This window comes from Oceanobacillus iheyensis HTE831, assembly GCF_000011245.1.
GTDB classification, from domain to species: domain Bacteria; phylum Bacillota; class Bacilli; order Bacillales; family Amphibacillaceae; genus Oceanobacillus; species Oceanobacillus iheyensis.
In genome coordinates, this window is sequence record NC_004193.1 from 3,061,006 (window position 1) to 3,084,606 (window position 23,601).

Annotated in this window: 22 protein-coding genes; all 22 read right to left on the reverse strand. The window is 36.9% G+C overall.

What is annotated here, in order from left to right; translation table 11 throughout:
• Positions 1-75: 75 nt before the first annotated feature.
• A complete protein-coding gene (locus OB_RS15075) occupies positions 76-1,782 on the reverse strand; it encodes a PucR family transcriptional regulator (protein ID WP_041544330.1) in 1,707 nt (568 codons plus the stop codon).
• Positions 1,783-1,936: 154 nt separating this feature from the next.
• Positions 1,937-2,461: a hypothetical protein gene (locus tag OB_RS15080; RefSeq protein WP_011067351.1), complete on the reverse strand. Its 525-nt coding sequence runs from the start codon at positions 2,459-2,461 to the stop codon at positions 1,937-1,939.
• Between the two features lie 262 nt (positions 2,462-2,723).
• Positions 2,724-3,065, reverse strand: a complete 342-nt coding sequence (locus OB_RS15085) for a DNA-directed RNA polymerase subunit beta (RefSeq protein ID WP_011067352.1) — start codon at positions 3,063-3,065, stop codon at positions 2,724-2,726.
• A gap of 102 nt (positions 3,066-3,167) precedes the next feature.
• Entirely contained in the window at positions 3,168-3,998 is an 831-nt protein-coding gene (locus OB_RS15090; protein WP_011067353.1) for a flagellar hook-basal body protein, read from the reverse strand.
• Between the two features lie 21 nt (positions 3,999-4,019).
• Positions 4,020-4,829, reverse strand: coding sequence for a flagellar hook-basal body protein (locus OB_RS15095; RefSeq protein ID WP_011067354.1), 810 nt, complete (start codon positions 4,827-4,829; stop codon positions 4,020-4,022).
• A gap of 68 nt (positions 4,830-4,897) precedes the next feature.
• Positions 4,898-5,899 carry a rod shape-determining protein gene (locus OB_RS15100; protein WP_011067355.1) on the reverse strand — a complete coding sequence of 334 codons (1,002 nt, stop codon included), beginning with the start codon at positions 5,897-5,899 and terminating at the stop codon, positions 4,898-4,900.
• A gap of 256 nt (positions 5,900-6,155) precedes the next feature.
• Complete coding sequence (gene spoIIID, locus OB_RS15105) at positions 6,156-6,440, reverse strand: sporulation transcriptional regulator SpoIIID (RefSeq protein WP_011067356.1); 285 nt, start codon at positions 6,438-6,440, stop codon at positions 6,156-6,158.
• Between the two features lie 430 nt (positions 6,441-6,870).
• Positions 6,871-7,866, reverse strand: coding sequence for an AimR family lysis-lysogeny pheromone receptor (locus OB_RS15110; protein WP_231846959.1), 996 nt, complete (start codon positions 7,864-7,866; stop codon positions 6,871-6,873).
• A gap of 397 nt (positions 7,867-8,263) precedes the next feature.
• Entirely contained in the window at positions 8,264-9,115 is an 852-nt protein-coding gene (locus tag OB_RS15115) for a M23 family metallopeptidase (protein WP_011067358.1), read from the reverse strand.
• 239 nt (positions 9,116-9,354) lie between these two features.
• Positions 9,355-10,542, reverse strand: coding sequence for a stage II sporulation protein D (gene spoIID / locus OB_RS15120; RefSeq protein WP_011067359.1), 1,188 nt, complete (start codon positions 10,540-10,542; stop codon positions 9,355-9,357).
• A gap of 243 nt (positions 10,543-10,785) precedes the next feature.
• Complete coding sequence (locus OB_RS15125) at positions 10,786-11,802, reverse strand: ABC transporter ATP-binding protein (protein WP_011067360.1); 1,017 nt, start codon at positions 11,800-11,802, stop codon at positions 10,786-10,788.
• Positions 11,803-11,817: 15 nt separating this feature from the next.
• The gene (locus OB_RS15130) at positions 11,818-12,747 is read right to left on the reverse strand and encodes a C40 family peptidase (RefSeq protein ID WP_011067361.1); all 930 of its coding nucleotides are present in this window, start codon (positions 12,745-12,747) and stop codon (positions 11,818-11,820) included.
• A gap of 23 nt (positions 12,748-12,770) precedes the next feature.
• Entirely contained in the window at positions 12,771-13,877 is a 1,107-nt protein-coding gene (locus OB_RS15135; protein ID WP_011067362.1) for a dipeptide epimerase, read from the reverse strand.
• 13 nt (positions 13,878-13,890) lie between these two features.
• Positions 13,891-14,808, reverse strand: a complete 918-nt coding sequence (locus tag OB_RS15140) for a S66 peptidase family protein (RefSeq protein WP_011067363.1) — start codon at positions 14,806-14,808, stop codon at positions 13,891-13,893.
• Between the two features lie 220 nt (positions 14,809-15,028).
• Positions 15,029-16,690 carry a peptide ABC transporter substrate-binding protein gene (locus OB_RS15145; RefSeq protein WP_011067364.1) on the reverse strand — a complete coding sequence of 554 codons (1,662 nt, stop codon included), beginning with the start codon at positions 16,688-16,690 and terminating at the stop codon, positions 15,029-15,031.
• Positions 16,691-16,707: 17 nt separating this feature from the next.
• Positions 16,708-17,715 carry an ABC transporter ATP-binding protein gene (locus OB_RS15150; protein WP_011067365.1) on the reverse strand — a complete coding sequence of 336 codons (1,008 nt, stop codon included), beginning with the start codon at positions 17,713-17,715 and terminating at the stop codon, positions 16,708-16,710.
• Between the two features lie 9 nt (positions 17,716-17,724).
• Positions 17,725-18,678 carry an ABC transporter permease gene (locus OB_RS15155; protein WP_011067366.1) on the reverse strand — a complete coding sequence of 318 codons (954 nt, stop codon included), beginning with the start codon at positions 18,676-18,678 and terminating at the stop codon, positions 17,725-17,727.
• Complete coding sequence (locus OB_RS15160) at positions 18,675-19,613, reverse strand: ABC transporter permease (protein ID WP_011067367.1); 939 nt, start codon at positions 19,611-19,613, stop codon at positions 18,675-18,677. Before OB_RS15160 ends, OB_RS15155 begins: the two co-directional genes overlap by 4 nt.
• A gap of 44 nt (positions 19,614-19,657) precedes the next feature.
• Positions 19,658-20,482, reverse strand: a complete 825-nt coding sequence (locus OB_RS15165) for a M55 family metallopeptidase (protein ID WP_011067368.1) — start codon at positions 20,480-20,482, stop codon at positions 19,658-19,660.
• Positions 20,483-20,713: 231 nt separating this feature from the next.
• On the reverse strand, positions 20,714-22,045 hold the full coding sequence (gene murA / locus OB_RS15170; RefSeq protein WP_011067369.1) for a UDP-N-acetylglucosamine 1-carboxyvinyltransferase: 1,332 nt from the start codon (positions 22,043-22,045) through the stop codon (positions 20,714-20,716).
• 34 nt (positions 22,046-22,079) lie between these two features.
• Positions 22,080-22,796: a YwmB family TATA-box binding protein gene (locus tag OB_RS15175; protein WP_011067370.1), complete on the reverse strand. Its 717-nt coding sequence runs from the start codon at positions 22,794-22,796 to the stop codon at positions 22,080-22,082.
• A 121-nt stretch (positions 22,797-22,917) separates the two neighbouring features.
• Positions 22,918-23,148 carry a DUF1146 family protein gene (locus OB_RS15180; protein ID WP_041544331.1) on the reverse strand — a complete coding sequence of 77 codons (231 nt, stop codon included), beginning with the start codon at positions 23,146-23,148 and terminating at the stop codon, positions 22,918-22,920.
• Between the last annotated feature and the right edge of the window lie 453 nt (positions 23,149-23,601).

Consider the following 23,601-nt stretch of genomic DNA (forward strand, 5'->3'; position numbering starts at 1 on the left):
TTGTCTGATGAGGGTATACATATATTCAGGTGCGGTTTTTACGTTTTACGCATAATCGATGTTTTGTAATGTTTGTTAGTATGGAGCATCCATGTCTTCATTTCCTATTTTCCATGTTTTCAAGCAAAGCTCTAATAGAAATAGATGATCAGAATTATTTAAAGAAAGCCCAGTTAAAGATTCAATTTTGCGTAAGCGATACAGAAGCGACTGTCGATGTAAATGTAATGATCTCGCTGTTTGACTAACATTTCCACGATATTGATGAAATGCTGTGAATGTTCCAATCAAATCCATTTGTCTCTCTGCTTCATACTTTATCAAAGGAGTTATCGTATTTTTCATCATTTCCTGCATATCGTCAAATTCATAAAGATTTAAAAGAATTCGATCGAGACCGGTTTGATCATACCAAGTACGTCGCTTTTCTTTTCGGTAGCCGATTTTTAGTGCAGTACGAGCCTGCTGATAACTGACGTGGTAATCGGAGAAGTGTTTGACTCGCTTGCCTAGTCCCCATATCATTTCAATATCTGGCAGAAGATGCTGCAAGCGACGGTCTATCATATCTAAAAAATCGGTCGCATACTCATGATCAGTTTGATGTTCCACTTGCAAGTAAATAAGAAATACTTCTTCATTTCGTGTTAATAACCATTGACGTTCCAGTGTTGTTGCCGCATAAATTATTTCTTCTTCTATATATCTGTGCATACTTTTCTTCCATGATTCAAACGTATGCCCCTCTTGAACTCTTCTCTCAAATATCCGCCCCATATTTTCCGCAAAACCAACAATACAAACATATTCGTTATGCAATTCATATCCAAGTAAGCCTGCACGTGATACAGCTTCTTCATATGATTGAAAGTAACCTTTCGCTAATTCATCGACAAAATCACTGCGGAGTCGAATTTTTGTTTCTTCTATAGCATTTCTTTTCGATAACCATAGAGCAATGGTTGTAGCTGCATGTTCAATAATATGAACTCGATTCGTCGTTAAAAAGGATTCCTTTTCTTCACCTTCTGGAAGTGAAACAAAAAGATAACCTTGTGGCTCCCCAGAAACTTGTAGAATTGGTATTTGTACGAGCGCATGTTCCGATTGCGTTTCTTCTATGAGGTCAAATTTTTGAATAAGGGGATCGTTATTGTTTTGAACAGTCTGTTGGCGTGGGACCTTACCATTTACTACATTCTGCTTCCACCGTTCTTGAACTTGTTCTGTATAAAGCTCCCTATCAAATAGGTTTCCATATCGATCGGATAAATAAATAGTTGCTTCCATCTCCTCTTGAATGAAGCTAAGAATATGATTTAAATCGTGTTCTGCTAAAATAAGATTTAACAACTTTTGTTGAACCCGTTCAGACCGTTTTCGTTCTTCGCTACCCGCATCAGTTAATTGCAGCATAACCGTTTCTACAATATTGGCAAACCGGATTTCCCAAGGCAAAACAATAATAACGAAGTCGTGTTGCTTCGCCATATCGATCACTTCTTTTGGTATATCATAGATAAATCGCCCAAGTGCAATCATAAGTGCAGCAGCTTTTGATTCAATCACATCTTTTACAAACTCAATAAACAGATCGGGATCATTTTTACAGCCAATTGCTGTCGTTAACACGATTTCATTTTTCCGAACAAAATTTTCTACAGGCAATTCAATTACAGATATCCATTGAACATCTTTCTTACTCGTTAGTAATTTACCAGTCACTACCTTAGCATCTATTAACAACTCTTCACGAAGAACTTCTTCCACGGTTAATCCCATTAACAACCTCTCCTCTCCACCCCAAATTGAAATAGAAAAGATTATATTTATCGAAATAGCGCTTTTTTCATATTTTAACAGATTGAATCAAGATTGAGGAGTTATTTTTGGATTAGTTTGACATTTTAAGACGCAGGTTGTTTACGATATCAAATTAAAACAGCAAATCCATAATCACTGCTGCTTCTTTATTGTAAATTTGATACATGAAAACCATTAATATAATTAATCCAAATAAGCGATGGTCTGGAGATATCTGTTCATCTATTTTAAATACCGATTTCCCGGAAAATTTTGCAGGACGGATTACTGCTACTTTTTGTTTATTCACTTTAACAATAATATCCTCTTTCCAGTTCTCTTCTATAAATATATCATCGTTTTCGATTACACCTGTCACACAAAAATAAAGGAGATTATCACCAAGTTTATCCTTTAATGTGTATGTATGCTCTGCATGAATGACGCCATACGAAGGTTGTATCACATTCTTCCAACTTCTTTTCTTTATTCCTACGATCGTAGAACTTCCTTCCACTGGTTTAAAATTAAATACATTTTTTCGCTCGTATCCTTCTTTTCGAATACCGGTAACCTCACCAATAATTTTTTCATTTTCGTCTACAAGGTGAATTCCCTTATTCGAGAAGAATTTCTCAGTTAATGTATATTGCTTCATAAATATATTTCCTTTCTAATGAATTATCGACCGGAATTTCTTGGTTCCTCCGATTATGGGCACTTATCTTTTTTATGAGTTACCTTTTTCTTGTTTCCTTTCTAATTATGGGCACTCATCTCCTCTATTATGTTACCGCTACCATTAAAAATCCTCCTCTCCACCACCGTATGTTGAAGTGTCGAGAGCTGGTGTTATTCCATTTAAAAAGCATGCATTTCAATTAAATTTTAGAATGCATGCTTACTGTTTATGATTTATTTTATTCGGATTTATAGACAATATCAATAATATGCTGCCATGTTTCCTTCTTTAGTACTTCAGTTGGTGGTCCATCTCCAATAACTCCATATCCCACCATGAGTCCAATCACGAGAGCGGAGACACAAAAAATAGAAATTACAATAATGCGCAGCCAGATAGGAAATACACGAATTCTGGGAAATTTTGCATCTCGTTTCTCTTTTTTTTGTAATTTCTTTTGCTTTTTACGGGTGTCCTGATTTTTCTCTTTATTCTGAGCCACTTGTGCCTCGCTGCTAGTTGCAGCTTTTTCATTTTTGGCACGGCGTTTTTGTTGTTTTTCAGTTTCATTAGTAGACATGATTGTTTCTCCTAACTCAAATACAAATCAACATATTGACCAAATTACGTTTCTTAGTTTACGCAGAATTAGAACGAACTGCAAGAGAGATGCGATTTGGAATTACGAGCGAATTTGATTGACTAGTCCCATCATTTGATCGCCCATTGTAATTGTACGTGAATTAAATTGATACAATCGTTGTGTCATTAATAAATCTGACATTTCTTTAGAAATATCTACATTTGATTGTTCCAATGCTTTAGATTGTAAAATCGCAGTTTGCGGATTCGTTTCTTGAATGATCTCTTCTGCATTAAATCCTAGTGCTTCTAAATTGGGTAGTTGAAATAAATTCTGACCGGTTGATTCTAATAAACGTGGGCGAATTGCTTCAACGACCGAAAGCTGATCTTCTATTGCTTGTTGTCCATTACGCTCAACTAGCAGTTGACCATATTCATTTATTTCAATGGAATCAAAACCATCTTGTATTAAAATCGGGCCGTTATTACCGATAACTGGATTACCATCCGATGTCGAGAGCATCATTTGACCATTCTCCATTGGACTGAGATAAAACGATCCATCACGAGTATAACGTGTTCCAACCTGTCCATTTTCGGTTACTTCAACTTGGAATAATAGGTTTTCACTTGTTAATGCTACATCAAGATCTCGATTTGTTTCTTGAATAGCTCCTTGATTCAGATTCATATTCGTAGAACCCAGTCTTGACCCTGAACCCACACGAATACCATCTGGAGTTAATCGACCTTGTGCATTAGCCGGATCCGTTAAATTATTCACCTGTTGTGTAAGTAAGGATGAAAATTCAGCTTGTCTACTTTTATAGCCAGTAGTTTGGCTATTTGCCATATTATTACCAATTAAATCAAGCTTATTTTGCAATTGATTCATTGTAACAGCAGCCTGTATCATCATTTGTGACATCGTTTATATCCCTCCAGAACCTTATCCAAGACGACCTATTTCATTTACTGTTTTTCCTAAACTTTCATCATATGCACGTAAAACACGTTGGTTTGTTTCAAATAATCGGTACGCATTCATCATGTCTGTCATTGTTTGCATGGTATTCACATTTGATTGTTCTAAAGCACCTTGTTGCAATGAAAATGTCGCAGCAGCTGGTACATCTATTGATTCTCCTGCAAATAAATCATTTCCTTCTTTTACAAGCTGATTCGAATCTTCCACATAGCGAATACCTAATGGGAACGTACCATCTGCTGTCTGAACAAAACCTTCTGGTGTTACAACATAATCTAAACCATTTGTCTGAATCGGGTTGCCTGCTTCATCAAGAACATAATTTCCTTGATTGGTTACAAGAAAGCCTTCTCCATCAACAGTAAAATTACCATTACGTGTGAGTCTTTCTTCGCCATTCTCGTTTTGAACAGAAAAGAATAGAAATCCATTTTCATCAGGAACTTGTCCTTGAATTATTGCTACGTCTGTAGATAATCCAGTCTCCTGAACATCACCTTGAGCAAAGTTAGGTACAGTTTCTTGAACATAGACCCCCGTATTGATCGGACCAATCGTCTGACTTATCGGGAAGTTCATTCCACCTTGTGATGTTGGAATTTGACTACTGGAACCTGTCTGTTGCAATAATAGTTCTGGAAATGCTCGGATAGTTGTTTGATCTGCTTTATATCCAGGAGTATTCGCATTTGCGATATTATTCGATAGTGATTCTTGCTGCCGTTGTTGTGTAATCATACCACTGGCAGCTGTATATAAACCTCTTAACATGGTATTCTCTCCCGTCAATTTAGAAAGTACATACTTATTTCTAATTTCGGTATGAACGGTCGAAACGTTTAGCTAATATTTCGTTTTTCTACTTTATCAATATTTTCTAGCATAATGCCTGTACCTTTGGCTACACAATCCATTGGATCTTCAGCGATGAACACAGGAACTTTTAATTCTTCTGCTAGTAATTGATCAATTCCATGAAGTAATGCTCCTCCACCAGTCAAGATTACCCCTCTGTCTATAATATCAGCAGACAACTCTGGTGGTGTGCGTTCTAATACTGATTTTGCAGCTTGGACAATTAAAGATACAGATTCGCCTAAAGCAGATTGTATTTCTTCAGACCCAATAGAGATAGTTCTTGGAAGACCTGATACCATATCTCTTCCTCGAATATCCATGGATTCGTTACGTGAATTTTTAAAAACGGTAGCAACATTTATTTTGATCTCTTCTGCTGTACGTTCTCCAATTAATAATTTGTATTTCTTCTTAATGTATTGCATAATTTCTATATCAAACTTGTCACCGGCCATTTTAATTGATTCAGAAGTAACGATGCCTCCCATAGAAAGTACGGCTACATCGGTCGTACCTCCACCAATATCCACTACCATGTTTCCGCTCGGTTGATAAATTTCCATTCCTGCACCAATGGCAGCTACTTTTGGTTCTTCTTCTAGATAAACTTTTTTACCGCCAGATTTTTCAGCTGCTTCCTTAATCGCTTTTTGCTCAACTTTTGTAATATTCGTCGGACAGCAAATAAGCATTCTAGGTTTAGATAGAACACCTTTGACATTAATCTTATTTATAAAATGCTTCAGCATAGCTTCTGTTACATCAAAGTCTGCGATTACACCGTCTTTCAAGGGGCGAAGCGCTTCGATATTTCCTGGTGTACGTCCAACCATTCTTCTCGCGTCTTCACCAACCTCAAGTACTTTACCAGTATTGCGGTCCATCGCTACGACAGATGGTTCATTAAGAACAATTCCCTTACCTTTTACATGAATCAATACATTGGCAGTACCAAGGTCGATTCCAATATCTCTGGAAAACATGAATCAAAATCCTCCTAGCGTTACAATCTTGCACCGTCCGAAGACATAATGCTACTATTATAATATTTTACCACAAAAATCCACAATTAACTGCATATTGATTAATATTTTGTCTAAAAAGTAGGAGAGATGGTGTATTGAGCAATAAAGAAAAACAGTAGGTTGACCTATATAACGTCATTTTACCTACTGTTTATAAATGAAATTGGATCTTATGGATTATTCTTTGTACACACTCCTTTCTTAAGTAAATACCTTATCCTGCTGGCTTCTTCTCTGTCTCTAACGGCTTACCATCAATTTTATATTTTTGTCTAGTGGCCTCACCCCCACGCAGGTGTCGAATTGCTTTATGATATTCAAGTATTTCTTTCACTTGAATCGCTAACTCAGGATTGATTTCTGGTAATCGTTCGGTAAGGTCTTTATGAACTGTACTTTTTGAAACACCGAACTCTTTTGCGATTGTTCGGACGGTTTTTCTTGTTTCTACGACATGTCTTCCTATCCTGATTGTTCTCTCTTTGATGTAATCATGCACACCGTTCGCCTCCCTAAGTTGTAATTCCGAGGTGTAATTTGAGACAGGGTGTTATACGTTGTTATGTTTGTCTAAATAGAAAAGTATGCTAAATAGATCGGATATGTAGCTGCTTGAAAAATATAAGTAGCCCAATGTTCCTTGTGGAGCAAGAAGTAGACAACGCAAGCTCTCACCTCAGAAAGTTCGATTGCATGGTTTGTAACATTTTATTACTTAAGGCTGGTATTTATGATTAATTTTGAACAATTCAGAATTTGGACAGGGTGTTTTTTTCCATATCATGGCTAATGACAAATTTCTATTACAAATACTGCTTATATTTATGCGAAAACTTAGACTCCGATGAATGAATTCTTTTTGGGTATAAATAACAAAAAACCAAACTATCATCGGCACAGACCAGATCATAATTTGGTTACTCTTCATTTTATAAATCGAGTGCCTCCAACGGCAATCGGCTATAGAAAAAATCATTATTATTTAAAATAAACTCATTATAAGATTGAATTAATATATCCTTATCTTGTTTCGCTAAACCAAGATAATATCGTTGAAGTGGTGTTTCGATACGGACGGTTTCTAAAAGATCCAATGCTTTATCATAGTCACCTCTTGCGACCTCAAGATGGGCTTGTTCTGCTTTATCCATAGATTGTACTTCATCTACTTTCTTAAACTTGCCTGAAAGTAACGGGATAAAATTATTCTCAACTCGATGCTTGTACAATCTAATGTTATGTTTTTGGGAAATTTGTTGCGCTTTTTTCAAATGATACATACCTTTTTCATAAGTATCGAAGGTATAGGATAACCCAAGGTGACTATGGATGGCAGCCTCAAGTAGGATACTTTCATTTATATTTAAAGCTTTATACGCATATTTTCTTGCAATAATCAATTCATTTCTTGCCATATGAAAAACAGTGTAAAATCGATAGATACGCACTTTAAAAAAGTTGACTAAAATGCGTTCTTTTACCTCGTCTAAGTGTGTTTCATATGTAGCGATAAGGTCTCCGAGTCTTCTATAATTTCTTTTATAATAGAAGCATGTTTCTCTTATTAACTTTATTAATAATGTAATTTCAGGTTCTTTTATCGTGTATCGAGTTTTGAAATAGTCTAAGTAGTGAAGCGTTTTATCAGGGGATGTGTGCTGATTAAATAAATCAATCATAAGCCTATATATATTACCCCAAAGCCTATTAGAAGGGTTAATTGATTCACGATTTTTTTCTATTAGCTGATCTAACTCACGAAAATATGCATTCATGTAGAGGTATTCCATTCCTGTCTTCTGAATTTCGCTAGACGGGCTATTTAAACAAATCGATTTCATTATATCCCTTGCAACAGTTAAATCATATTCATGGTAAACTCTTGAAGCAATATCGGTCAACGAGTCTTCTGTATGAGATTCCATCAAATTCGTGAGGATCACTTCGCTTCATCCTTTTCCTTTTTAGGGAAAATTCCCTCTATTTTTAAAACAATACTATCTTACCACAAATATTTATAAAAAAAATAATATATCGTTCGACAATTTATGCAGAATCATTGATACATAGGAACAAAGTCTGGGAGTTTTCGAATATATCCTCCATGAACTGGCAATAATACCCTCTTCAAAAGAAATAGCCTTAACGAGAGAGGTAAAGTGAGGATAAACTGCTGTACGTAACAATCAATAAACAAAAGCGCAAGCGTCCGCCTGCTATAGAAATCAAACCGCACGACAATCGGGATCATATACCAATGTGAATAATGAAATTGATTCACACATAAAAAAAAGAGCCTGATAGAAATCAGGCCCTCATCTATTATTCTTCAGTATTTTCTTCTGATTCTGGCTCTTCATCTGTATTTGATTCTGAATCAGAATCTTCTTCTACAGGTTGTTCCCCAGCATTATCTTCTTGTTCTACTTCATTAGAAGATTCTTCACTTGATTCATCTGTTTCGCCTTCTTCGGTTACTGCAGAGTCTTCTTCTACATTTGCAAGACTACTAACTGGTTGATTAAAGTAACTTTCTGGATTTAATTCCGCACCAGATTTACGGATTTCAAAATGGACATGTGTTCCATTATCTTTTCCAAAAATATTTTTACCAGCTGTACCTAGCTTGTCTCCTTGAGTAAGCTTGTCTCCTGCTGAAACGGAAACTTCTTCAAGACTAGCATAATACGTTTTGATGTCTTCATCATGGGCTAGTACAACAACATTACCTAACAATGGATCTTCTTTTACTTCTTCTACAGTACCACTGATCGCTGCAAGTACTTCAAATGTCTCTGCATTTGCTGCTGCAATATCTACACCAGTACTTTGATAGTATCGATTATTATATAGTACTAGTGCGTTTTGACGATCTTCTTGATCTGCGTCGTAGTCAAAAAATTTAGTTACGATTTCTGCTTCTTCTGCATTTGCTACTGGCATTGCGATTACTTCTTGTTGATCTAATACTGGTTCTGCATCTTCATCGTTCATTACTGGAGTGTAATGATCTTCTGCAGATCTTTCTTCCGCTGTATCAGAATCAATATTTTGATACCAGACTACGGCGGTTAATAAAACTGCTGCAATGGTTAAATACAGTGCTGGGAAAAACCACTTCTTACGGAAAATTTGGCGCCATTTATTTTTTGGCCCTTTGAATTCCTCATTCATTTTTCATCACCTCTGCAACCATTGTGAGCAGAAAAATCAAAATATATACATACAGAGGGAAAAAATTTAAAATTTTGTGGATGATTTAAATAATTTTGGGTAAAGTAAATGGTTACATCCCTGTTTATCCATACATTTCAAGAGTTTTATAGTTTTTATACAAAAAGGATAATTTCAAAGATAAAATTCGTACATGTTTTATAAGTATTGAACGATCGGACAAGAAAAAACCCCTCGTCTCACCTTGAAACGAGGGTTGGTGCTGTTTCATCTACAGAATTTATTTCAACATCCTTATAATAATAATGGATGATATCTTCATATGTTTTTCCTTCTTTTGCCATTCCATTGGCACCATATTGACTCATTCCAATACCGTGTCCAAACCCTTCTGTTGTAAATACTAAATGATTATTCTTTTGTTCTACCGTAAAATCGCTTGATAGAAGGTCTAGCTCTTCACGAACAATTCTTCCTGAGATTGTCTTTCCGGCTATAACTAAGTTTTTCACTCTGCCACTTTCTGTTCGTGTTATTTCCATTGGTACTGCTTGATCTTCAGCTAATTCCACATCTAATGCACTTGAAACTTCTTCAAGTGTAAACATAGATTGACTGGTGTATTTTGGAGATTCTTCTTTATCCCATGGACTTTCCACACTTCTTAAGTAGGATACTTCCGTTTCCCAATAATCTTCTGAGTTCTCCGTATATCCATTACTTGTTGAGAAAAAGGCGGCAGTAATTGGAGCATCATTATGCGTGATGATTTGTCCCTTTGTTTCTTTTACCGCACTATTTATTTTATTCATATTTTCTTCATACTTATCTTTCCATAATTCCTTTAATTCATTTGGGCTTTTATACACTTGATGGTTTACAGTGTCGGTTAGATCATACGGATTATTATCTTTCCCATGTAGTAATAGATTCACTGTAAATGTTCTGGCAGCTACTGCTTGAGCTTTTAAAGCCTCTAATTCAAATTCAGTGGGCATCTCGGATGCGACTACTCCGGCGACATATTCTTCTAAAGGTACATCCTCAACCGTCTCTTGTTTGTCTCGCATGACCGCCACTGAAAAAGGAGAACCACCTACCTCGACGACTTCTTGTTCTGTATCCTGAGCAGCTGCTTGATTTTCTTTAGCTTGTGAGTATGTTTCGCTATTATCTTTGGAGAGGTTGACGACAGTAGCAGGCACAACAAGGATAAATAAGATAAGGATACCAAAAAAACTGAGCATCGTTAATCTCCAAGGCACAGGTGATTTATTTTGGAAGTATCGTGATTTTCGATTACGGAAAGGCACAATTTTTTTCAGACCTGGTTCTTGATGGCTGGCATATGGTTGTTTTTTTTGTTTGAGCATCATAATTTTCTTTTGGATAGATGGTTTTCTTCTTTTTATATACTTTTTTTGCACAGCTTCCCTCCTTTGCCAATAAGGTCTGATGCTAATCTAGCATCCCTACTAATAAATCTATACAGTCACTCGAAAAAATAGACCTTAAATTTAGCTAAGAAGAAAAACTTCATTTTCCTGTAACATTTATATATAGAATATAGCAAAAATATAAATTATCCCCAGCACACAAATTTAATCATTATTAATGCAACAAAAAACTAGCCCCGTTCAGATCAAGAACAGAACTAGTATCATAGCGATTTAACGAATAGCCCCTTCTTTCAATTGTGGGCCTGTATGAGGACTATTCTCCTTTGACTTATCGTACAGATGACAGGCAACATAATGACCTTTTTCCACTTCTTGCCACACAGGACGATCGCTTGCACATACTTCCATCGCCATCGGGCATCGTGTTCGAAACACACAACCACTTGGAGGATGAATCGGACTTGGTAGCTCTCCTTCTAATATAATACGTTCCCGCTGATCCTCGATATCCGGATCGGGAATAGGTATCGCTGATAACAATGCCTTCGTATATGGATGTAAAGGATTATCATATAAATGTTCACTTTGAGTTTCTTCCACCATATTGCCCAAATACATAACCCCAATCCGATCTGAAAACTGTTTTACCATCGATAAATCATGGGCAATAAATAAAAACGTCAATCCTTTTTCTTGTTGCAACCGCTTCATAAGGTTAACTACCTGTGCTTGTACGGAAACATCGAGTGCTGAAATAGGCTCATCTGCAATTATAAACTCTGGATCTAACGCGAGGGCTCGAGCTATACCAATTCGTTGCCGCTGTCCACCACTAAATTCATGAGGATAACGATTGGCATGATCCCTGTTCAAGCCTACCTCTTCTAACAATTCATATACACGTTGTAATCTCTCTTTTTTAGTTGAATATAAGTTATGCACTTCCATCGGTTCAGATATTATCTCTTTAATCGTAGAACGAGGATTTAAGGATGCATATGGATCTTGAAAGATCATTTGCATTTTACGATAAAAAGAAAAACGTTCTTTTTCACTCAGTTCGTGTACATTTTCATGATCAAAAATAACTTCTCCATCTGTCTTATTATATAGACCAAGAATGGTTCTTCCAATCGTTGATTTACCACAGCCTGATTCCCCAACGAGCCCATAGGTTTCCCCTGGTTTTACATGAAAAGTGATATCATCAACTGCTTTTAATAAACTTCCCTTGCCAACTTGAAAATACTTTTTTAAGTTACGAACTTCTAGAATATGATCTTGCATTCTCAACCCTCCTATTTACCAATATCTTCGTGCTGCACATAATTCTTTTTCATATTTGGTTCCTTCTAATGGAGTGATTTCGATTCCTTTACCTGTTTGTGGTGAATGTAACATTTCACCATTTCCTTTATATATTCCTACATGATGAATATTTCCTTTTCCTTCTTCATAGGCAAAAAACAGTAAATCTCCAGCTTGTACCTCATCAAACGGTATTTCTTTTCCACCGACTGCTTGATCACCTGCATCTCTGGCGATCCAATATCCATTCGCCTTATGAGCCGCATAAGCCAGACCGGAACAATCGTAGCCAAAAGAGCTCATTCCTCCCCAGAAATAATCTAATTGTAAAAATAGCATTCCGGTTCGAACGATGTCCTCTCCAGTTCGAGTAGGTACTCCTTCCTTTGTAGGAAAAATAAGTACATCTTCTTTAGCTATATATTGTATACCATGTGGAGTTTGCACTTGTATCATCTCTTGTTCAGTTACTACAGGTAGAATGGTTGCAAAGCTAATTTCAAGTGTTTTTTCACCTTCTTGGGTTTCTAACCAACTCTTGTTTTTTATAACCATCGCCATAGAATCTCTTACCCAATGTGTTTTCGTTGTCATGGTTAATTGTTGCTTTGGCACCCAGCCAGGATATCCTCTTTTATCTTTCTTCGAAGCTTGAAATGGCAAGATAACTTCCGCCCAATCATCTAATTCATTAATTACTATAACTGGTTCGCCATATAATGCTTGTGTTTGTACTCTATTTTCATTACAAAGCGCTAATCGTTCATCATAGGAAAGTTGCTCATACCATTGATTTACATTTGTCGGATTCGTTCGCCCATCTTTATCTATATCCCTGGCCGACTGTGGATTCGTCCATACTGTTGCCACTTGTACATCGGTCACCCAAAAATCTTCGGATAATTGATCAAACGTTTGTTTCATATTTCAGCTCCCCCATTCTGAAATTATTTCATTGTGTTTTGTCTCAAAAACTCAGAGCGAATTCCGCAGATTCCTAATCCATAATCCTCACTAAAAGATAGATGACTTCCTTTATAAATTACTCCACCATGGACCAAATCTCCTGATAGCATTAGCGGGGCATCGAAATCAAACCTTGTGACAACTGGATGACTTGCAGCAAAATGAGCAGCCGCACTAATTCCTAGTTTCGTTTCTATCATGCTACCAACCATACATTCTATTCCATAGCTTTGCGCTAAAGTTGCTATTTTTCTAGCTTGATGGATTCCACCTGATTTCATTAATTTGATGTTAATTAGATCAGCTGCCTTATTTTCTAGAACTTGTCTTGCATCGTGGATAGAGAATACCGCTTCATCTGCCATGATTGGAGTTTCTGTTCGATCGGTTACAAACTTTAATCCTTCTAAATCTTTGGCTATAACTGGTTGTTCAACAAGCTCAATATTTAGTTGCAGATCTTCCATTTTCTGAATTACCTTAACAGCTTCTTTGGGGTTCCAACCCTGGTTCGCATCGAGTCGAATACGAACTTCATTTCCTACTGATTGACGAATCGCTTTGATTCGTTCCATATCTGTTTCAATTTGATCTTTGCCAACCTTTACCTTCAATATCGAGAATCCATTTAATTTATATTGGTTCGCATCTCTTACCATTTCTTCCACAGTATTTACACTGACGGTATAATCCGTTTCAATTTCCGAATGGTATCCTCCTAAATACTGATAAAGTGGTAGTTTTGCATATTGTGCTAATAAGTCATAAATCGCCATATCAACAGCTGCTTTGGCACTCGTATTACCAATCATACATGCTTGCAGTTGTTCAAAAATACGTTCATAAGTCGACAATGAATTTCCAATTAAAAATGGTTTGATCACATGATGAATAGCGTATTCAATACTTGCGAGACTCTCTCCTGTTATAACATGGGTAGGAGGAGCTTCTCCCCACCCTACATAACCATCTTCGCTTGTTATTTTGACGATAATGGATTCAGCTACTGTTACGGTACGTAATGCTGTTTTAAATGGAGTGTGTAATGGCACAGATCCTATAAAGGTTTCTACACTTGTTATCTTCATGTCCTCTCTCCCTTTATTTCACACCTGGATCAATTGTCAACGATTTGCTTTCTGAAGATAATTCCGCCACAACTCCTAATGGCATTGAAAAATGAGGAAAACAATGTCCAATTTTAAACCCTCCGATAACAGGTTTTCCGAGTGGTCGAAAATAATCATCAAACACATCTGTTAAAGAAAGACTTGGTTGGACAGTAGGTTCCGCTTCAGAAAAGTCTCCTACAATAATTCCAGCTGCATCTTCTAACTTACCGGCAAGTCGTAGTTGATTAAGCATACTATCTACACGATAAGGTTCTTCTCCTATATCTTCTATTAATAATAGTTTATTTTTTGTATCAATCTCATAAGATGTTCCCATGGAACTCACTAATAACGAGAGATTCCCCCCAACAACTTCTCCTTTTGCAATTCCCTTTGTATATACGTAAAGCGGAGAGACTTTTTCTGAGTAAATTAATTGAGTAGGTTTAAATAATTGTTTAAATAATTGACCTGAGAAACGATCAAAATCGGCTTTCACAATATCAGATGCGGCCATCGGGCCATGAAAGGAGACCAATCCAGTAGCTTGGCGTATAGCCGTATGTAAATACGTTATATCACTATAACCCCATATAATTTTGGGGTTATTTCCAATTAAATTCATATCTAATTGATCAACGATACGAGCGGTTCCATATCCACCTCTCGCGAAAAAAATAGCTTTAATACTACTATCTGCAATCATCTCATGAAAATCTTCCAATCGTTGTTCATCACCAGCCGACAAATAACCTCTTTCGTCATAAAGGTACTTACCAAACTGCACGGAAAGGCCTAACTGTTCAAAAAAGGTTACAGATTTATTTACCTTTTCTCGGTTAGGTGGTCCTGCTGGGGCAACTATCCCAACTTTATCCCCTTCTTTAAGACGTTTAGGAAGTATCATGAAAAACCCTCTTTCTTATGTATTCCATTTAATAAATGCACATGCGAATAATTTTTTTGAAAATCCTGCACATATATAGAAGTGGCTGGTGAGCCTCTGTTGCTCATGCCTCAGGACTCACCTATGCCTCACTTCCACAAGATTCTCTGTATATTTATTATTCTAGCTATCTTTCAACTTACGAAATAAAATATCTTTTGTTATGTTTTAGAAGTATGATTTACTCTGTTACGTCAGCATATTTCAGATCAAAATAACCAACTGGATGACGTAGAATTCCTTCCACATGATCCGCTTCTAGAACTACCGTATTATAGTAACGAATTGGCATTGCAACCATTTCTTCTGCAAGCAATCTTTCCGCTTCATATAGATATTCGTAGCGTTGTTCTTCATCTGTTTCTGTTTTTCCTTTTTCAATTAATGCATCGTATTCTTCATTCGACCAACCAGTACGGTTCATGTAAGAGTCCGTAATAAAGCTCTCTAAGAAGTTTACCGGATCACTGTAGTCATTAATAAATGAACTACGTGATAATTGCAATTCTAAGTTTTGCTGTGCTTCAGCAAATACATTCCATTCTTGGTTTTCTAATGTTACTTCCACACCAAGATTTTCATTCAACATATTTTGAATGGATTCCGCAACAGCTTTATTCGTGTCGCTTGTGTTATAAGATAAAACAATGCTTGGAAGTTCACTATAGCCTTCTTCTTCCATCCCTTGTTCTAATAGTTCTTTTGCAGTCTCTGGATCAAACTCTACTAAATTTCCATTTTCATCACGGAAATCCCCACCATCTGGCGTAGTAAATCCAGGCGATACAAATCCATATGCCGGCTCTACACCATTTTTCACGACATAGGTAGCAATATCATCACGATTAATGGCATAGGCAAATGCCTTACGAATATTTTTATTTTGGAATGGTTCTTCTGTCGTGTTAAAACGGAAGAATTCTAATCCACCATAATCGCCGATAAATACATTATCACCATCAATTAATTCATCTGACATTTCTGGAGGGATTGTTGCTGTATCGAGCTCTCCAGTTTCAAACATTTGGTATTGTGTATTCGTATCATTTACCATTGCAAAATGGATCTTATCTAAATTCACAGCATCAGCATCCCAATACTCTGGATTTTTGGCAAATACCATTTCACTATCATGCTCCCAAGATTCTAATTGAAATGGGCCGTTTGCTACGAATGAATCAGCTTCTGCATGCCAATCAGGATTTTCTTCTGCCACTTTATGATTTACTGGGAAGAATGCCGGATTGGTTAACACATCTAGGAAAAATCCAGTTGGTGCTTCCAATACTACTTCTAATGTCTTTTCATCTACAGCAGTAATATTGACATCATCTGCTGAACCTTCCCCAGTATTAAATGCTTCTGCACCTTCAATAAAATATGCTAAAAAGGCAGCTGATGAAGCATTCGCTGGATCCAACATATACTTCCATGCATATACAAAGTCTTCTGCAACTACCGGATCTCCATTCGACCAGTTTGCATCTTCACGTAAATGGAATGTGTACGTTAATCCGTCTTCTGATATGTCCCAACTCTCCGCCACACCCGGACCGGCAACATGTTCTTGATCTAATCTAGTCAGACCCTCCATTAAGTTGTTTAATGGATCCCAAGAAACCTGATCAAACCCTATCGATGGATCAAGGGATGTTGGTTCTACTCCATTATTTACACGAAGAACTTTTTCACCTGCAGCTTCTCCTTCTTGACCTTCCCCTTCTTCCGTTTCCCCTGCATCAGCATCATCTGGCTCTCCCGCATCTTCATTTGCAGTACAAGCTGCTAATACAAATGCAGTTAATAAAGCCAACAAAAACAACAGTAATTTCTTGTTCTTCATACCATTTTCCCCCTTTTTTAATATTGAAAAGAACTTTCAGCTAATAGCTGTTGTGCCCGTTCATCTTGAAGCCAACAATCCACATTATGTGATGATGTTAACTCAGTATGAACTGGATAAACTTTATCACACACCTCCATCGCAAACGGACACCTTGCTGCAAAAGGACATCCTTGTGGAGGTGAGAATAAATCAGGTGGAGTACCATCAATTGGCGTTAATTTATCTTCCTTTATATCCAGCCGAGGTACTGATTTTAACAATCCCTTTGTATATGGGTGCTGTGGTTGATAGAAAATTTCTCGTTTCGTTCCTGTCTCGATAATTTTCCCTGCATACATCACCGCAATCCGATCAGCAATTTTAGCAACTACACCTAAATCATGTGTAATTAAAATAATTGAAACACCCATCTTTTCTTGTATCTTTTCAAACAACTCCAGTATTTGTGCTTGAATCGTTACATCAAGAGCTGTCGTTGGTTCGTCAGCTATAAGCAGGTCTGGATCACAAATCAAGGCAATTGCAATAACGATTCGTTGTCTCATCCCTCCACTGAATTGATGTGGATACTGCTTCAAGCGTTCTTCTGGACTCGGTATTCCAACGAGTTCCATCATTTCAATTGCTTTTTCTTTCGCTTGCTTTCCAGAAATTCCTTTATGCTCTTTTAACCCTTCCATTAGTTGTGTACCGATAGTAAGAGTTGGATTTAAGGCTGTCATCGGATCTTGAAAAATCATCGAAATATCAACACCACGAATCGATCGCATCTTTTTCTCTCGAAATTGAATTAAGTCTTGCCCTTTAAAATAAATATTTCCTTTGGTGATTTCCCCTGGTGGGTTAGGAATCAATCGCATGATTGCGTTCGATGTAACACTTTTTCCACAACCAGATTCTCCTACAATCGCTAGAGTCTCGCCTTTATTTAAATGAAAATTTACTCCACGTACAGCCTGGACAGAACCACCATAGGTTGTAAACGTCACATGAAGATCTTTCACTTCGAGTATTTTGTCCAAATGGTTCACCTACTTCCTTAATTTCGGATCCAATGCATCCTGAAGTCCATCTCCAAGTACATTAAACGCAAACATCGTAAAAGATATAAAGAAGGCCGGGAAGAACAGCGTCCACCAGTTACCGGATAGAATCGCACCTAATGAATCGTTGGCCATCACACCCCAACTTGCAAAAGGAGCTTGGATTCCAAGTCCAATAAAACTCAGGAAAGCTTCGGCAAAAATGGCAGATGGAACGGTTAATGTCATTTGGACAATAATCGGTCCCATCGTGTTTGGCAATAAATTTCGCCGGATAATTCTCGATGACTTTGTACCAAATGCCCGTGAAGCGAGGACAAATTCATAATTTTTAATTTGTAAGACCTGTCCTCGCACAATTCGGGCCATCCCAACCCAGCCGGTAATCGTCAGAGCAAGTATTATCGTACCTAAGCTTGGTCCTAATACCACCAGAAGTAAAATAACAACTAATAAATACGGCAAACCGTATAATATCTCAATAATACGCATCATCACATTATCTGTGCGACCGTCTTTATATCCGGAGATACCACCCCAAATAATTCCTACCGTAACATCGATGAGTGCTGCCATTAATCCAACAAACAGAGAGATTCGAGCACCATACCATGTTCGTGTAAATACATCCCTACCAGCACTATCTGTACCAAACCAGTGCTCACTGGAAGGTGGCTGATACTGATTGGGCAAGTCTTGTTTATTAACTTCATATGGTGAAATCATTGGCCCAAATATTGCCATGACTGAAAGTAACACTAAGAATATCAAACCGAGCATTGCCATTTTATTTTTAACCAGCCTTTTCCAGGCATCTTGCCAATAGGAAAGAGAAGGTCTGGAAACAGACTCTGCTTCCAACGTATCTTTTCCTTTCCATGCAAACCATTCATCAGGAACTGCAGAAGGGGTTTTATGTGTATTGTTTTCATTTGAACTCATGACACTTCCCCTCCCTTACTATTCATTTTTATTCGAGGATCGAGGATTCCATATGCAATATCTACAAGAAAAAGCATAAAAATTAGAAAAGCACTATAGAATACCGTCGTTCCCATAATTACTGGATAATCACGTTGATTAATACTTTCCACAAAATATTTACCCATTCCCGGGATCGCAAATATCTGCTCAATGACAAATGTTCCCGTCAAAATACCCGCTAATAATGTTCCCATGATCGTAACGACAGGCATTAGCGCATTTCGAAGTGCATGCTTAAAAACGATTTTCCATGGGGATAACCCTTTTGCCTTGGCCATTTTTATGTAGTCCTGTGTAAGAACTTCCAACATGGTTGAGCGAGTAAGTCTCGCGATAATTGCCATCGGACCTGTTGCTAACGCTAATACAGGCAGAACCATATGTGCTGGACTTTTCCATGTCGCAGTCGGAAATATCTCCCAATTAACTGCAAGTTGCTGTATAAGTAATGTAGCTAAAATAAAGTTTGGAATAGAGATGCCTAATACCGCTATCCCCATCGTTAAATAATCTAATATTCCATTATGTCGTAACGCAGCGACAATACCTATTAAGATTCCTGAAATAACTGCGACAACGATGGTAACTATCCCTAGCTCAAAAGAAATCGGAAATCCTCTCGATAATAAATCGTTAACAGTTTGATTTGGTTGTTTAATGGACGGTCCAAATTCAAACGTAACAATCGATTTTAAATAGAGTAAATATTGTACATGTGGTGGCTTATCTAGATTATAATGTGCTTCTAGGTTTGCACGAATTGTTTCATTGGAAGACTGATCGCTGTTAAATGGTGAACCTGGTATACTTGTCATTAGTACAAAGGTAAGTGTAATAATAATCCAAAGCGTTACAGCCATAATGGCTAATCTTTTTAATATGTATTTCAGCAAACGAGGCACCCCCTAATTATTTTTCTGTTCTCTGTCTGTTTTGTTTAAGAGAATGTAGTATGCATTGCCAGTTCAGTCATAACTAACATGGCTTGATAAGCTTCTTTCATATTTTTTGCAGGAAAACTAACCTTTGTTGTTCCTTCTATCAACGCTGTTCCTGGCATAAGATTCGCCCATTCTGCCTGACCATAATTACAAAACTCTATGGTTAATGTAGGTTGTTCTGGAGGTGTTAAGGGCGCTACATTACCTGCACTTTTTAATGCTTGTTTTACTTTTTCCTCTAATAATACTCCTGCCTTCGATGGGGTAAGACTTTTCACTGAAGACCTTGAAATTGACTCTTTGACGATGGCAGTTGTAACCCCAGGAATCAATTCCTCTGCTTCCATCGCTGTGTAATCATCGCCAGTAACTAATAAAATAGGGACGTTATAATATCCTGCTAAGTAAGCGTTCATCCCCATTTCACCAATACAATGATCATTAATGAAGAAATTTCTCACTGCATGAATCATTGAATGAGACATAACTCCTGGTCTACCAGCCTGTGAATGGTAACCAACCAAAAAAGCCCCCGTCAATGATTGATCCAAACCTTGTACCATAGAAAAAGGCTTCACTTCTCCAGTAATTAAATGGCAATCTGGATGAATATCCTCAATCAAAAGATTGTTCATTTTCGAGTGACTGTCATTTACTAACACTTCTTTACAACCATTATCGAAAGCAGCTTGAATCACGTAATTTACTTCTTTTGTCATGATTTTCCTAGAACGTTCATAATTATGACTTTTTGCATCAACAAAGGTAAAGTCGGGTAGTCCAGTAATACCTTCCATGTCAACCGAAATGTATATTTTCATGTCGTCTCACCACCCAAACTTTTGTTAATTTTCTATTAATTTTATCATGTTTTTTAAATTATGAGAAGTTTTATATTTGTTATTAATCTGAATATTTTATATATAAATGGGCATGATAGAAGTCAGATGGTTATAAGGCCTGCTTTTCATAAGGAAAATTTTTCTTGAAACACGAAAAGGTAGATGCGTAATAACACATCTACCTTAGAAATAACTATTATAAAATTTTTATTAATCCGCTGCTATTTCATTTGATTCTTTTGCAGCAGTTACGTAGAGTGGTTGTACAACTACTCCGTTCTCATCCACTCTCTTGATATCTGCACCAAGTGCCGCTAACTTATCAACAATATCAACATAGCCACGGTCTAGATGCTTAAGCTCCGTCACACGTGTGTATCCATCGCTTACAAGACCTGCTAAAATAAGTGCCGCTGCCGCACGAAGATCTGTTGCTGCTACTTCAGCGCCTTGCAACTCTGAAATACCTTCAATAATCACACTGCGTCCTTCAATTTTGATATTCGCATTCATGCGTCGAAATTCTTCTACATGCATAAAACGATTTTCGAAAACAGTCTCCGTAATCACACCTGTGCCTTCTGCACGAAGCATTAATGACATCATTTGTGATTGCATATCTGTAGGAAAACCAGGATGCGGTAATGTTTTAATATCTGTTGATTTTAATTTCTCTGGCCCTATGATTCGTAGACCGCCATTCTCATCAATTACATCAACATTCATTTCTTCTAACTTTGAAATTACAGAGCGTAAATGTTCACGCATTGCATTCTCAATGAATACATTACCTCCAGTAATTGCAGAGGCAACCATAAAGGTACCAGCTTCAATACGATCAGGTATAATCATGTGCTCCGTACCGCGAAGTTTTTCTACACCAATAATACGGATTGTTTCCGTACCTGCTCCAACGATATTCGCACCCATCTTATTAAGATAATTTGCTAAATCAACTATTTCTGGTTCTTTTGCTGCATTTTCAATTACTGTCTTACCCTCTGCAAGTGCTGCAGCCATCATAATGTTTTCCGTCGCACCTACACTTGGCATATCAAGATAAATCTTCGCACCTTGTAATCTGCCATTCACATTTGCTTCCACATAGCCGTTACCTACATGGATTTCTGCTCCCATTGCTTCGAAACCTTTAAGGTGTAAATCAATTGGTCGAGAACCAATCGCACATCCTCCTGGCATAGCAACTTTCGCGTGTCCATAACGGGCCAAAAGTGGTCCCAAAACAAGTACAGATGCACGCATTTTTCTTACATATTCAAATGGGGCTTCTGTCTCTAATTGTTGTGATGCATTAATATTCACTGTCTTTGTTGTTGAATCAAATTCAACTTCTGCGTTTAGATTACGTAATACTTCATTAATTGTGTACACGTCTGCTAAAACTGGTACTTCTTTAATAACGCTTTCCCCTTCACTCGCAATTAAACTTGCAGCTAAAACAGGTAGTACAGCGTTTTTAGCACCTTCAAGCCGTACGGTGCCATTCAATTGGTGTCCGCCACTTACGATGATTTTTTCCATGTTATAAATCCCCTTCAGATCCAATTTCCCTATATTAATATTCATGTATTAGGATAGGTGTTCCTATCGTGTATTTCTCATTTCCTGCTTCGTCTTCTATAATAGCTATTTGTACATTTATCGGTTTATTGTCTACAGAATAAAAAGCATCCCATAAATCTGTATACCCATAAAATGACTTTTTAATCGTGGACTTTGCTATGTTGTCGTATTGTGTTGTTGTATGTCGCAAATTGAAATAATTTATTGCCTTTTCTATAAAAACATCACCATTTATTATATCATTATCTACTGAGGTCAGACAAGTATATGATTGAGCTAATTTTGTAAACAATTTATGAACTATTTCATTCTTAGTAATTAAATATGATTCCTTTACCTCTTCGCTCCAATCAGCTCCCTCAAAAAGAGCAATAACTTCTGCCTGAGATGATGATTCAGTTGGCAAAATTACCTTATACAGTACGTCCAACCCATTCGTTTTATGATCGTTTTTAAATAAATATATTATACTTTTTTCAGTCGATTTTTTCTCATAAGAATACTCATTTTTAAGTAGTTCAATTGACTTTTCTGCTTTAACTACAGATACAGATTCCTTTATCGTAACTTGCCAGTTTTCAATCTCTAATTGCTGCTCTGTTGCAAAATTACCAAGAGCTATCATTTCGTCTGTATTTAATTCAGATGCATGTGTAGTTGTTAAAAATAAAGAAATACATATAAAAAATAATATAAGTCTATAAAACATGAAAAATCCTCCTATCAAATCTATTAATCTTAGTTTTGACAGAAGGATAATTTTACATACGATACAAATTTCGACATTAATGAAAATGGAAACGCGAAATTCCACAAATCAAGCTGGACGTTTAGAAGAGATACGATAAGTCCCCGGACCACTGTAGTACTTCTAAAAAGAATCTACTTACTCCAGACCCGATAACAATAGTTAAAAACAATAGAAAGACTCTAGCTTCTCCAGATCTTCCTTTTTTAAAAATATAGTCAATGTTCAACGCCATTACAAGACGCCAAGTCATATATATAAAAAATAAATGAGAAAATATACTTATCAATGCCATTTGTCCAACGGAAAACATATGAACCACCTTTCTTTCTAATAATTACTTTGACAGGCAAGCTATAAAAAGTCAATTTATTAATACTATCAAGGCCATAGGCGAGTTTACATTTCCCGGGAAATATCGACAATTTATTGTTTATCATCTAGTTTTTAGTGATTACTGGGATTATTGATGTGGATAGGAGGAAGTTTCTACGGTTTGGGTAATCTACTCTATCACTTTTGGAGGATTCTGAAGCAAGGTTTTATAGAGATAGTATATTTACCACTTTTCTGTATTTCTCTTGCTTTTTTGGTTTAGAGAGCGCCTCTATTCACTACATTTTCCGATTTCTTATGCTTATTTGGTTTAGAGAGCAGCTCTATTCACTACTTTTTCCGATTTCTCTTGCTTTTTTGGGTTAGAGAAGCTGCCTATTCACCACTTTTTCCGATTTCTCTTGCATTTTTGGTTTAGAGAGCAGCTCTA